Origin of the sequence: Mycobacterium ostraviense (assembly GCF_002705925.1) — a bacterium.
GTDB classification, from domain to species: Bacteria; Actinomycetota; Actinomycetes; order Mycobacteriales; family Mycobacteriaceae; genus Mycobacterium; species Mycobacterium ostraviense.
Map to the genome: position 1 here is coordinate 651,769 of NZ_NKRE01000001.1, position 12,623 is coordinate 664,391.

At 68.3% G+C, this 12,623-nt stretch carries 10 protein-coding genes; 4 read left to right on the forward strand and 6 right to left on the reverse strand.

Features of this window, described 5'->3' with window-relative positions; all coding sequences use genetic code 11:
• Nucleotides 1-76: 76 nt before the first annotated feature.
• From secF to yajC, 3 genes are all read right to left on the reverse strand, one after another.
• Nucleotides 77-1,381 carry a protein translocase subunit SecF gene (gene secF, locus CDN38_RS02785; protein WP_075511459.1) on the reverse strand — a complete coding sequence of 435 codons (1,305 nt, stop codon included), beginning with the start codon at nucleotides 1,379-1,381 and terminating at the stop codon, nucleotides 77-79.
• A gap of 4 nt (nucleotides 1,382-1,385) precedes the next feature.
• A complete protein-coding gene (secD, locus tag CDN38_RS02790) occupies nucleotides 1,386-3,161 on the reverse strand; it encodes a protein translocase subunit SecD (RefSeq protein WP_075511458.1) in 1,776 nt (591 codons plus the stop codon).
• A gap of 115 nt (nucleotides 3,162-3,276) precedes the next feature.
• Nucleotides 3,277-3,654, reverse strand: a complete 378-nt coding sequence (gene yajC, locus CDN38_RS02795) for a preprotein translocase subunit YajC (RefSeq protein WP_075511483.1) — start codon at nucleotides 3,652-3,654, stop codon at nucleotides 3,277-3,279.
• A gap of 206 nt (nucleotides 3,655-3,860) precedes the next feature.
• Here yajC and gabT point away from each other — a divergent pair, with 206 nt between their 5' ends.
• On the forward strand, nucleotides 3,861-5,210 hold the full coding sequence (gene gabT / locus CDN38_RS02800) for a 4-aminobutyrate--2-oxoglutarate transaminase (RefSeq protein WP_075511457.1): 1,350 nt from the start codon (nucleotides 3,861-3,863) through the stop codon (nucleotides 5,208-5,210).
• On the opposite strand, the gene CDN38_RS02805 is transcribed toward gabT, so the two are convergent.
• Together CDN38_RS02805 and CDN38_RS02810 are read right to left on the reverse strand one after the other, a co-directional pair.
• Complete coding sequence (locus CDN38_RS02805; protein ID WP_142361234.1) at nucleotides 5,160-5,444, reverse strand: alpha/beta fold hydrolase family protein; 285 nt, start codon at nucleotides 5,442-5,444, stop codon at nucleotides 5,160-5,162. The two genes, gabT and CDN38_RS02805, sit on opposite strands and share 51 nt — an antisense overlap.
• A 107-nt stretch (nucleotides 5,445-5,551) precedes the next feature.
• On the reverse strand, nucleotides 5,552-5,917 hold the full coding sequence (locus tag CDN38_RS02810; protein WP_075511455.1) for an alpha/beta fold hydrolase: 366 nt from the start codon (nucleotides 5,915-5,917) through the stop codon (nucleotides 5,552-5,554).
• A 20-nt stretch (nucleotides 5,918-5,937) separates the two neighbouring features.
• Between CDN38_RS02810 and CDN38_RS02815 the strand changes: the two genes are divergently transcribed.
• Nucleotides 5,938-6,402, forward strand: a complete 465-nt coding sequence (locus CDN38_RS02815; protein ID WP_082277199.1) for a MarR family winged helix-turn-helix transcriptional regulator — start codon at nucleotides 5,938-5,940, stop codon at nucleotides 6,400-6,402.
• Nucleotides 6,403-6,544: 142 nt separating this feature from the next.
• Nucleotides 6,545-10,090, forward strand: coding sequence for a carboxylic acid reductase (gene car, locus CDN38_RS02820; RefSeq protein ID WP_099318766.1), 3,546 nt, complete (start codon nucleotides 6,545-6,547; stop codon nucleotides 10,088-10,090).
• A 19-nt stretch (nucleotides 10,091-10,109) separates the two neighbouring features.
• Here the strand turns inward: car and CDN38_RS02825 are convergent, their stop codons facing one another.
• Entirely contained in the window at nucleotides 10,110-10,790 is a 681-nt protein-coding gene (locus CDN38_RS02825; RefSeq protein ID WP_075511453.1) for a hypothetical protein, read from the reverse strand.
• Nucleotides 10,791-10,973: 183 nt separating this feature from the next.
• Between CDN38_RS02825 and CDN38_RS02830 the strand changes: the two genes are divergently transcribed.
• Entirely contained in the window at nucleotides 10,974-12,620 is a 1,647-nt protein-coding gene (locus CDN38_RS02830; RefSeq protein WP_099318767.1) for a PE family protein, read from the forward strand.
• Nucleotides 12,621-12,623 lie beyond the last annotated feature (3 nt).

The window sequence follows — 12,623 nt, forward strand, 5'->3', positions numbered from 1 at the left end:
CCGCGCAAGGCTTTCCGCAATGCGGACCACTGGCGGAAATTGCCTCCGCCGCGGCGGCGCCAGGTGGCCATGACTCCTACCGCCGACCGGCGTTTCGCTTGCCGGTCGGACGTTGCTTGGTGCCGGTGGGCCGCACCGGCCGGGCACCCGGTGCCGGCTTGGTCGATGCCGCCGGCTTGCTGTCCGCCTGCTGTGGACGCCCGGATGCCTGTGGTGGCGCCTCGACAGCGGCGGATTCCGTCAGTTCCGCGGCGGTGTCCTCGCCTTGCTCGGCAGCCGCCGGCGAGGCGGCACCGCGGCGTTTGAGCACCCGGCGCGTATGAGTGCGTACCAGGTCGGTGCGTTCCCGCAAGGTGACCAGCAACGGCGTTGCGAAGAAGATCGACGAGTAGGTCCCGACGATGATGCCGATCAGCTGTACCAGTGCCAGGTCCTTCAGCGTGCCCACGCCCAGCAGCCACACCGCCACCACCATCAGCGCCACCACCGGCAGCACCGAGATCAGGCTGGTGTTGATCGACCGCATGAAGGTCTGGTTGACCGCGAGGTTGGCCTGCTCGGCGAAGGTGCGCCGGGTGGTGTGCTGGAAGCCGTTGGTGTTTTCTTCGACCTTGTCGAACACGATGACGGTGTCATAGATCGAGAACCCGAGAATCGTCAGCAGCCCGATGACGGTTGCCGGGGTGACTTCGAAGCCCACTAGCGCATAGACGCCGGCGGTGACCGTCAGGTCGAAGACCATGGCCGCTATGGCGGAGATGGTCATGTACCGCTCGTAGCGCACGGTGATGTAGATGGCGACCAGCACCAGGAACACCACCAGCGCTATCACCGCCTTCTTGGTGATCTGGTCGCCCCACGTCTCGGATACCGCCGCATCGCTGATGGCCTTCTTGCTGGGTTTGCCGTCGGCGCCTTGGGGGTGGAACGCGTCGAACAGGGCGTCGCGCAGCTTTTCCGTCTGGGCGTTGGACAAGGTCTTGGAGCGGATCTGCACCGTCGCCGAGGCTCCCTTGCCGACGGTCACCACCGATTCGGGATCGCTGCCCAGGGTCTTGTGGAACACCTCTTCGACCTCGGTCACTTTCACGTCGCCACGGGGGAACGACACCGTCGTGCCGCCCTTGAAATCGATCCCGAAAGTGAACCCGCGCACGATGATGCTCAAGATGGCGATCGCGACGATCGCGCCGCTGACGCCGTACCAGAGCTTGCGGCGTCCCACCACCTCGAACGCGCCCGTGCCGGTGTAGAGCCGGGACAAAAAGCTGTGCTGCACTCCGCCGGTGGCCCGGTCGGGGTCCAAGCCGCTGAGCTCTACCGCACCTTGGGCCGCGTCGCCGGTTTCGGTTTCGGTCTTGGTCTTGGTCTTGGACGCCATCGCGTTATCCCCGTCCCGTCTTGGCGGCACCCGCTTGAGCCCGGCGCTCGCGCGCGACCTGCTGCACCGCTCCCAGTCCGTTGTATGCCGGCTTGGCCAGCGTCGAAGACTTGGAGGCCAGGTACACCAGCGGCCAGGTGACCAGGAACACCACCACCAGGTCCAAGATCGTGGTGAGGCCCAGGGTGAATGCGAATCCCTTCACCTGTCCGATCGCCAGGAAGTACAGCACGGCAGCGGCAAGGAAGGTGACCGCGTTGCCCGACACGATCGTCTTGCGGGCCCGGGCCCAACCGCGCGGAACCGCCGATCGGAACGAACGGCCTTCGCGGATCTCGTCTTTGATGCGTTCGAAGAACACCACGAACGAGTCGGCGGTGGTACCGATACCGATGATCAGACCCGCGATACCCGCCAGGTCGAGCGTGTAGTTGATATAGCGGCCGAGCAGCACCAGGATCGCGAAAACCATTGCACCCGAGGACACCAGCGACAGCGCCGTCAGCACGCCCAGCACCCGGTAGTACAGCAGCGAATAGACCAGCACCAACACCAGACCGATTCCGCCGGCGATCAGGCCCGCTCGCAGCGACGTCAAACCCAGTGTCGCCGAAACCGTTTGGGCCTCCGAGGATTCGAAGGACAGCGGCAGCGACCCGTATTTCAGGACGTTGGCGAGCTGGCGCGCGGTTGCCGCGGTGAACGGCGGATCTCCCCCGCTGATCTGGGTCCGGCCGCCGGGTATCGGTTCGAGAATCTGCGGCGCGCTGACGACCTGCGAGTCCAGGGTGAAGGCGGTCTGTTTGCCCAGGTGGGCCGCGGTGTAGCGGGCCCACTCGTCGGCCGCCCCACTCTTGAATTGCAGATCGACGACGTAGCCGACGCCTCGCTGGTCCATCCCGAAGCTGGCGTCTTGAATCTGGTCGCCGCTGATGATCGACGGCTCCAACAGATAAGCGGTCTTGTGGTCGGTCGAGCAGGTCACCAGCGGCAGCTTGGGGTCGTCATTGCCGGCCAGGATGTCCTCTTTGTCGCAGCGGGTGGCCTCGAATTGCAGGGCGACCATCTGGATGTAGGGGCTGGTGCTCTGCCGCCACTTCTTCTCCTGCGCGATGCGCTCGGCCAGGTCCTTGCGCGGATCCGGGGGTGCCGGCTGCTCACCGGGCGGCAGGTCGGCGGGCGGGGCCCCGCCGGCGGTCGGCGGAGCGGGGCTGCCGCTCGGACTGGGGGCGGGAGCCGGTGACGGCGGCGGCTCCTGTGGGTAGGGCCGCGGTTGCGCCGGGGCGCCCGATGGCGGCGCAGCCGGGGCACCCGATGGCGGCGCAGCCGGCGGCTGGGGCTGGCCGGGTTGCGGGGTTCCCGCCGGCGGCTGGGGCTTGGGCTCTTCCTGAGCGGGCTGCGCCGGCATCGAGTTGAGCACCGGGCGGATGTAGAGCCGGGCGGTCTGGCCGAGGTTGCGGGCCTCGTTGCCGTCGTTTCCGGGCACGGTGATGACCAGGTTGTCGCCGTCCACGACGACCTCGGAGCCCGACACGCCAAGACCATTGACCCGGGCGCTGATGATCTGCTGAGCCTGGTTCAACGCCTGTCGACTCGGCGCCGAGCCGTCGGGGGTACGCGCGGTCAACGTGACGCGGGTGCCGCCCTGTAGGTCGATGCCCAGTTTCGGGGCGGCCTTCTTGTCGCCGGTGAGGAACACCAGCAGGTAAACGCCGATGAGTAACACCAGGAACACGGACAGGTAGCGGGCAGGATGCACCGGCGCCGAAGACGATGCCACGTTCCGTATGTCTCCTTGAAAGTCGGTTCTTACCCCCAACAGAGCCTACGTGGCGCTACGGGGCACGTCGCGCAACCGGGCTTGTCGGTCTGGTCGGCAGTCCGGCCGGGAATCCTCAGGACTCCTTGGTCGCTCGGCTCTCGTCGCCGGCCGGTACCTGCTCGTCGTCGTCCGGTTGGGCCGGTTCCTCGTCCAGGTCCTCGTCGGTGTCTTCGTCCAGGTCCTCGTCGGTGTCCGGCAGGATCCGGTCGCGGATTGCCAGCTTCATCCACGTGGTCACCACGCCAGGGGCAATCTCGAGGTCGACGGTGTCGTCGGTGATGCCCACGACGGTGGCTTCCAGCCCGGACGTGGTGTGCACCCGGTCCCCCGGCTCCAGCGACTCGTGCAGGTCGATGGTGGCTTGCATGGCGCGCCGCTGACGCCGCGACGCGAAATACATGAACCCGCCCATGATGAGCAGGAACGGCAGGAATAAGACCAAACTCTCCATCAACACGCCTGTCTTTCGTATCCGGTATCCCTCGACATTTCGAGGGCGGCGCCGAACTCGACTCGGAAGCTCGCGCGCCTCGTAACCGTCCAGTCTGCCATTCCCGCAGGTCGCGAACGGACCGGGCTGGCAGGGCCGCACCGCCGCGGCAAACCGATAGGCTTTACCCGCGACGTGACCGCCGCGCCGCGGGGAGAGGAGGATGCGTGGCCAGCCTCGAGCAGACACGCCACCTGGTCACCGAAATCCCGGGTCCCGCATCGCTGGAACTGAACAGACGGCGGGTCGCGGCGGTGTCCAGTGGCGTAGGGGTCATGCTGCCGGTGTTCGTCGTCCGCGCCGGCGGGGGAATCCTCGAGGACGCCGACGGCAACCGGCTCATCGACCTGGGTTCCGGGATCGCGGTCACCACGATCGGCAATTCCGCTCCCCAGGTCGTGGACGCGGTGCGCGAGCAGGTGGCCGAGTTCACCCACACCTGCTTCATGGTGACGCCTTACGAGCAGTACGTGGCGGTCGCCGAACAACTCAACCGGATCACCCCGGGCTCCGGCGAGAAGCGCTCGGCGTTGTTCAACTCCGGCGCCGAGGGAGTCGAGAACGCCATCAAGATCGCCCGCGCCTACACCCGCAAGCCCGCGGTGGTCGCGTTCGACCATGCGTATCACGGCCGCACCAACATGACGATGGCGCTAACCGCCAAGTCCATGCCCTACAAGAGCGGCTTCGGCCCGTTCGCTCCGGAGATCTACCGGGCACCGCTGTCCTACCCCTACCGCGACGGGCTGCTCGACAAGGAGCTGGCCACCGACGGTGAACTGGCCGCCGCCCGGACGATCAGCGTCATCGACAAGCAGGTGGGCGCCAGCAACTTGGCCGCCGTCATCATCGAGCCCATCCAGGGCGAGGGCGGTTTCATCGTTCCCGCCGACGGGTTCCTGCCCGCGTTGCTGGACTGGTGCCGCGCCAACGACGTGGTCTTCGTCGCCGACGAGGTGCAAACCGGCTTTGCCCGCACCGGCGCGATGTTCGCCTGCGAGCACGAGGGCCCCGACGGCCTGGAGCCGGACCTGATCGTCACCGCCAAGGGTATCGCCGACGGCCTGCCGCTGTCCGCGGTGACCGGTCGGGCCGAGATCATGGATGCACCGCACGCCAGCGGTGTGGGCGGCACGTTCGGCGGCAACCCGGTCGCGTGTGCGGCCGCGCTGGCCACCATCGAAACCATTGAACGCGACGGCCTGGTCGAGCGGGCCCGGCAGATCGAGCAGCTGATCATGGACCGGTTGTTGCGGCTGCAGGCGGCCGACGACCGGGTCGGCGACGTGCGCGGCCGCGGCGCCATGATCGCCGTCGAACTGGTGAAGTCCGGAACCGCCGAGCCCGACGCGGAGCTGACCGAGAAACTGGCCGCCGCAGCCCACCGCGCCGGGGTGATCGTGTTGACCTGCGGCATGTTCGGCAACATCATCCGGCTGCTGCCGCCGCTGACCATCACCGATGAGCTACTGGCCGAAGGCCTCGACATCATGTGCGGGATCCTGGGCGACCTCTGACCAGAAGCCGAGCAGGGTTCGCGCGATCAGCTCGGCGTCCAGCAGCAGCGGCGCCACCCTCGCGCTGCCGGACGGCACGCCGGCGCGGGCGTTGGGCATGGTGGCGCAGGCAGCCTCGGTCTGCTGCAGCGGCCAGCCTTCGTCGTCGTCGCGGGCGGCCAGCATCAGGGTGGGCGCGGCGACCCGCGGCAGATAGTCGCTCAGGTCGGGCCGCTTCAGCATCATCGAGCGCATCGCGTGCAACATGCCGGAGCGGTCGGCGCGACGGAATGCATCGATAACCTCCTGAGCCCCAGCAGAGCATCGGAAAGCGCCCCGCACAGAAACCGCGTCGGCCCCGACTACCGATACAGCGCCACCAACGGCCAGGCCTTGGTCCAGCGGAACCGGGCGCTCAGCGCCGGCACCGGGGTGCCGATGGTGGTCAAGGTGCGAATCCGCCGCGGTTGGGTGGCGGCCAGCAGGATGCCGACGTGTCCGCCCCACGCGTTGCCGACCCAGTCGACCGGTTCGGCGATGGCGAGCCCGTCGAGGACCTCGCCCGCGGCGCTGGTGCATTCGTCGAACGTGAAGTCGCGGCGCAGCGGTTCGCTGCGTCCGTGCGACGGCCCGTGGACGGTGACCACGGCGCGGTGCGGCGCCAGCATGTCCAGAGCGTCCGTCAGCGGCGTCCATGATCGGGAATCCAGGAGCCGAAACTTCGGCAACCGTAGAATCCTCCTCGGGTATGGCGGCGTCAACGGAATTGCCTGCGGACCGGCAGGCAGTGGGTCAGTTGTTGGTGCGATTGACCCGGCAATTTCGCCGCGAGCTGGCCCGACCCCGCGCGGCGCGCGGCTACGGCGATGTGCGTGATCCGCACCTGCAGATCTTCGGCAATATCGGCACCGGCGGTGTCCGGCTCACCGAACTGGCCGCCCGCGCACAGCTCAGTCTCGCGGCGACCTCGGAGCTGGTGAACGATCTGTGCGCGTTGGGATACCTTTCCAGGCGGGCCGATCCGGGCGACGGGCGGGCCAGGCTGATCGACCTCACCGACCGCGGACAGCGGTTGCTTGCCGACGCGGGTGAGCGGGTCGCCGACATCGAGGCGCGATGGTCAGAGCTGGTCGGCAGCGGCGACTTCGCGCACATGTGTGACACCATGCAACGACTGCTCGACAGTCTCGATCCCGACGAAGCGCGCCGGTAACATCGCCTACCGACGTGCGCCATCTCACATTGCGGGCGGACGCTGACCGTTGTGGAATACCGTTAGTTTCGCTAACGTTCTAGTGGCTCAGCGCAGCGTGGCGCGAACAATCTTTTCGCCTCAGTGACCGCAAGGAACTGTCATGTCGACTACTGCTCGTGACGAGCGCCTCGAACGCCGCATCGACACCCTGATCCACGACGACGCACAGTTCGCCGCCGCCAAGCCGGACCCGGCAATCGCCGCCGCCCTGGAAAGGCCCGGCCTGAGCCTGCCGGAGATCATCCAGACCGCGCTGCAGGGCTACGCCGACCGGCCGGCGCTCGGACAGCGCGCCGTCGAGTGCCTCACCGACGCCCAGACCGGCCGCACCTCGCTGCGGCTGCTCCTCCGCTTCGAGACCATCACCTACCGTCAGCTCGGCAACCGGGTCGATGCGCTGGCGCGCGCCCTGACCCATGACTCGGTGCACCCCGGCGACCGGGTCTGCGTGCTGGGCTTCAACAGCCTCGACTACACCACCATCGACATGGCGCTGGCGATGATCGGGGCGGTGTCGGTGCCGCTGCAGACCAGTGCGGCGGTCACCCAGCTGCAGCCGATCGTGGCCGAGACCGAGCCCACCGTGATGGCGGCAAGTGTCAATCAGCTGTCGGATGCGGTGGGGGTGCTGTTGAGCGGCCATCTTCCGGCCAAGCTGGTGGTCTTCGACTACCACCCCGAGGTGGACGACCAGCGCGAGGCGCTCGACTCGGCCCGGGAGCAGCTGGCGGACACGGCGGTGGTGGTCCAGACCCTGCAGGATGTCCTGGACCGCGGCGCAACGCTGCCTGCGGGGTCGGTTGTCCAGCCGCTCGCGGCGCCGGGCGTCGACGATTCGCTGGCGCTGCTGATCTACACCTCCGGCAGCACCGGCGCACCCAAAGGTGCCATGTATCGACAGAGCAACGTCGGCAAGATGTGGCGTCGGTCGAGCAAAAACTGGTTCGGGCCCACCGCGGCGTCGATCACCCTCAACTTCATGCCGATGAGCCACATCATGGGACGCGGAATCCTCTACGGAACCTTGGGCAACGGCGGGACCGCGTACTTCGCGGCCAGGAGTGACCTCTCGACGCTGCTGGAGGACCTCCGGTTGGTGCGGCCCACCGAGCTGAATTTCGTGCCGCGGATCTGGGAGACCTTGTACGGCGAATACCAGCGCGCGGTCGACCAGCGCGCGGTTGATCTCGGTGACCCTGCCGCCCGCGAAGCCGTCGAAGCCCAGATCATGGCCGAGCAGCGCTACGACCTGCTGGGTGGGCGCTACATCTTCGCGATGACCGGCTCGGCACCCATCTCCCCGGAGTTGCGGACCTGGGTGGAAGCGCTGCTGGAGATCCCGCTGCTCGACGGTTACGGCTCCACCGAGGCCGGAATGGTCTTGTTCGACGGCGAGGTTCAGCGCCCGCCGGTGATCGACTACAAGCTGGTCGACGTTCCCGATCTGGGCTACTTCAGCACCGACCAGCCGTATCCCCGGGGCGAGTTGCTGCTCAAGACCGAGAACATGTTCCCTGGCTATTACAAGCGGCCGGAGGTTACCGCCGGCGTATTCGACGCGGATGGCTACTACCGGACCGGAGACGTCGTGGCCGAGGTCGCTCCGGACCGACTGGTGTACGTGGACCGCCGCAACAACGTGTTGAAGCTCGCCCAGGGCGAGTTCGTGACCGTCGCCAAGCTGGAGGCGGCGTTCGGCACCAGTCCCCTGGTGCGGCAGATCTACGTCTACGGCAACAGCGCGCATCCCTACCTGTTGGCCGTCGTGGTCCCCACCGAAGAAGCGTTGGCGGGCTTGGCGGGCACTGACATAGCGGCCTTGAAGCCACTGATCGCCGACTCGCTGCAGACCGTGGCAAAAGAGGCAGGCCTGCAGTCCTATGAGGTGCCGCGCGACTTCATCATCGAGACAACACCATTCACGCTGGAGAACGGTCTGCTCACCGGTATCCGCAAGCTGGCGTGGCCGAAGCTGAAGCAGCACTACGGCGAGCGGCTGGAACAGCTTTACACCGAGCTGGCCGCGAGCCAGGCCACCGAGTTGAGCGAGCTGCGGCGCAGCGGGGCCGACGCGCCGGTACTGGAAACGGTGAGCCGGGCGGCGGGCGCGCTGCTGGGCGCGGCGAGCACCGACCTGTCGCCCGACGCGCACTTCACCGAGCTGGGTGGAGACTCGTTGTCCGCGTTGACATTCGGCAACCTGCTGCGCGAGATCTTCGACGTCGACGTGCCGGTGGGTGTGATCGTCAGCCCCGCCAGCGACCTGGCGGCGATCGCCGACTACATCGAGGGCGAGCGGCAGGGCAGCAAGCGGCCCACGTTCGCCGTGATCCACGGCCGGGACACGCTAGAGGTGCACGCGAGTGACCTCACCCTGGACAAGTTAATCGACGCATCCACCCTGGCGGCCGCGCCGGCGCTGCCGCGCCCGAGCGCCGAGGTGCGCACCGTCCTGTTGACCGGAGCGACCGGCTTTTTGGGCCGCTACCTGGCGCTGGACTGGCTGGAGCGCATGGACCTGGTCGACGGCAAGGTGATCGCCCTGGTGCGGGCGAAGTCGGATGAGGATGCCCGGGCACGCCTGGACAAGACGTTCGACAGCGGAGACCCCGAGCTGCTGGCGCACTACCGGCGGCTGGCAGCCGACCACTTGGAGGTCGTCGCCGCCGACAAGGGCGAGGCCAACCTCGGGCTGGACCCGGCGACCTGGCAGCGGCTGGCCGACACCGTCGACCTGATCGTCGACCCGGCCGCTCTGGTCAACCACGTGCTGCCCTACAGCGAGCTATTCGGGCCCAACGCGCTGGGCACCGCCGAACTGATCCGGTTGGCGCTCACCACGAAGATCAAGCCCTACACCTACGTGTCGACCATCGGGGTGGGCGATCAGATCGAGCCGGGCACGTTCACCGAGGACGCCGACATCCGCCGAATCAGCGCGACCCGCCAGATCAACGACAGCTACGCCAACGGCTACGGCAACAGCAAGTGGGCCGGCGAGGTGCTACTACGCGAGGCCCACGATCTGTGCAGGCTGCCGGTCGCGGTGTTCCGCTGCGACATGATCCTGGCCGACACCACGTGGGCGGGTCAGCTCAACGTGCCGGACATGTTCACCCGGATGATGCTGAGCCTGGTGGCCACCGGCATTGCACCCGGTTCGTTCTACGAGCTGGACGCTGACGGCAACCGGCAGCGTGCCCACTACGACGGCTTGCCGGTGGAGTTCATCGCCGAGGCCATCGCGACGCTGGGCGCCCGGGGCGGGGAGGGTTTCCAGACCTACCACGTGATGAACCCGTACGACGACGGCATCGGGATGGACCAGTTCGTCGCCTGGCTCGTCTCCCCGACTAATGGGGCCGGATGTGCCATCCACCGCATCGACGACTACGGCGACTGGCTGCGGCGATTCGAGACCGCGTTGCGCGGCCTGCCCGAAAAGCAGCGTCAGGCTTCGCTACTGCCGTTGCTGCACAACTACCAGAAGCCGGCGCCGCCGCTGCATGGGTCGATGGCGCCGACCGACCGGTTCCGGGCGGCCGTGCAGGACGCGAAAGTGGGTCCGGACAAGGATATTCCGCACATCTCGCCGCAGATCATCGCGAAGTACCTCAGTGATCTGCGCTTGCTCGGACTGCTCTGACGCTGGCTTACACGCTGGCCTAAACACTGGCACGGTGTCGGCGCAGGAACCGGCTGCGGTGCCCGGTGCTTGCGGCTTCACTGCTCGCCGCCGGCATGTTTTGTGCCCGCGGCATGGTGAGGGCATCGGAATACGTGGCGTCCGAATACGGTTCCGGCGACGCCCCGGCCGCGGGTACGTCGGCCGCAGCGACCGGTTGTTCAGCCGGCGCCATGACCTGCACCGGCCGGACATCACGGGCCAGCCGCACCGCCAGGCGAGACAGGACCGCGCCGGCCAGGAAGACGATCATCACCCCCAGGCCGGAGAAGTAAGCGAGCTCCAACACGGCGCGCTTGCGATCCGTCACGGCAACCGGATCACCCACCGAGCCGATCCGCAACAGCGGGGCGAACTGGGTGCCGACCACGAACCATGCACCGGCGAGAGCGGCCAGCCAGCCGCCGAGCATCGCGATGGCGCGATTGCCGGAAATGATCAGCAGCAGACCCCCGACCGCCGCGGCGACACCCGGCAACACCTCAAGCCAGCCCCGCGCGGCGGTCCACGCCTGACCCGGCGTGTAGGCGAAATCGAATCTGGGACCGATGAACGGAATCAGCGCACCCCAGGCGCCCAGAATCACTAGGAGCAATCCGGTCACCACGCCGCGGGAGCGCGGCATCCGCAGCGTCGCGGGGCGGTCTTCTGTGTGCTTCATGGCAGCCTCCTCGTTAGGTACCGGCTTGGGTACCCCGACGCTCTGGCGATGTAACGCCCGGGCGCGCGATGACCGCTCGATCTGTAGAAACCGCTGACAACAGTTGCCAAAGTGTCGACAATTACCTCCGGCATTGCTTACAGCTGTGGCGTATGTCACGTAACCGGGTTCGGAAGGGGTTCGATGTCGTTTGTGTTCGCAGTTCCGGAGTTTCTGACAACGGCGGCGCAGGATGCGGCCAACATCGGTTCGTCGCTCGGTGCGGCAAACGCCGCGGCAGCGTCGTCCACAACCGGAGTGCTAGCTGCCGGTGCCGATGAGGTGTCGCAGGCGATTACGGCGCTGTTCAACGGCTACGCCACGCAGTATCAGTCGGTGAGCGCCCAGGCCGCGCAGCTTCATCAGAGTTTTGTCCAAACGTTGAATGCGGCCAGTGGAGCATATGCGGGCGCCGAGGCGGCCAATGTCACGCCGCTGCAGACGTTGGAGCAGAGCCTGTTGGGCGCCATCAACGCGCCTGCCCAGACGTTGTTCGGGCGGCCGTTCATAGGCAATGGCGCGGACGGGACGGCGACGAGTCCCAACGGGGGTGCCGGTGGCATTTTGTACGGCAATGGTGGCAACGGTTTTTCCCAGACGACGGCCGGGCAGCCCGGCGGTGCGGGGGGTTCTGCGGGCCTGATCGGCAACGGCGGCAGCGGTGGGGCCGGCGGAGCCGGTGCCGCCGGTGGGGCCGGCGGCACCGGCGGTTGGCTGATCGGCAACGGCGGCGCCGGCGGCGCCGGCGGCGCGACCGCCACTGTTGGCGGGACGGGTGGTGCCGGCGGGGCTGGCGGAAATGCGCCGTTGTTGGGCTGGGGCGGCCACGGCGGCGCCGGCGGGGCCGCTCCCTCGGGTACCGGCGGAGTCGGCGGAGCCGGCGGCGCCGCCGGCTCACTCGTGTCCCTCGGCACTGCCGGCGGTGACGGCGGCGCCGGCGGCACAGGATTGACCGGCGGCAACGGCGGAAGCGGCGGCCAGGGACAGGGTCTGCTGTTCGGTATCGGCGGTGACGGTGGCGCCGGGGGCACTGCCGCCGGCGCCACCGGTGTCGGCGGCGACGGCGGTGCCGGCGGCGTCGGTGGGGGTCGTCTGTTCGGCCTTGGCGGCAACGGTGGCGCCGGGGGCGCCGCCACCGGCGCCACCGGTGTCGGTGGTGACGGTGGCGCCGGCGGCGCCGGCGGCGCCGTCTTCGGCTACGGGCAAGGCGGTGGCGGCGGCCTCGGTGGCTACGGCATCTCGAAGGGCGGTGCCGGCGGCGCGGGCGGCGTGGCGGGCACACTCGCCGGCGTCAGCGTCGGCGGTTTCGGTGGCCTCGGCGGTGCCGGCAACGCCGGTGGCGCCGGCGGCCAGGGCGGCGAGGCGGCCGCGCTCGTCGGTGCGGGCATCGGCGGCGGCGGCGGCCAGGGTGGGTTCGGGGTGATTACCGGCGGCGCCGGCGGCCAGGCCGGCCAGGGCGTGGCGTTCACCGGCCTAGGCGTCGGCGGTGTCGGCGGATTTGGCGGCGACAGTGTCACGGGCACCGGCGGCAATGGCGGTGCCGGGGGCGACGCCGGCGGCTTCCTCGCCATCAACTTCGCTGGCAACGGCGGCAACGCCGGCCAGGGCACAGGCGGTCCTGCCAACGGCGGCAACGGCGGCAGCGTCGGCCTCGTCAACAACGGCGCCTTCACGCCGACGCTGTACGGCTTCGGCGGTAACGGCGGCAACGGCGTCAACGGTGGCACTGGCGGCACCGGCGGCACCGGCGGCATCCTTGGTGGCGCCAACGGAACCAACGGATCGCCCTAGCGA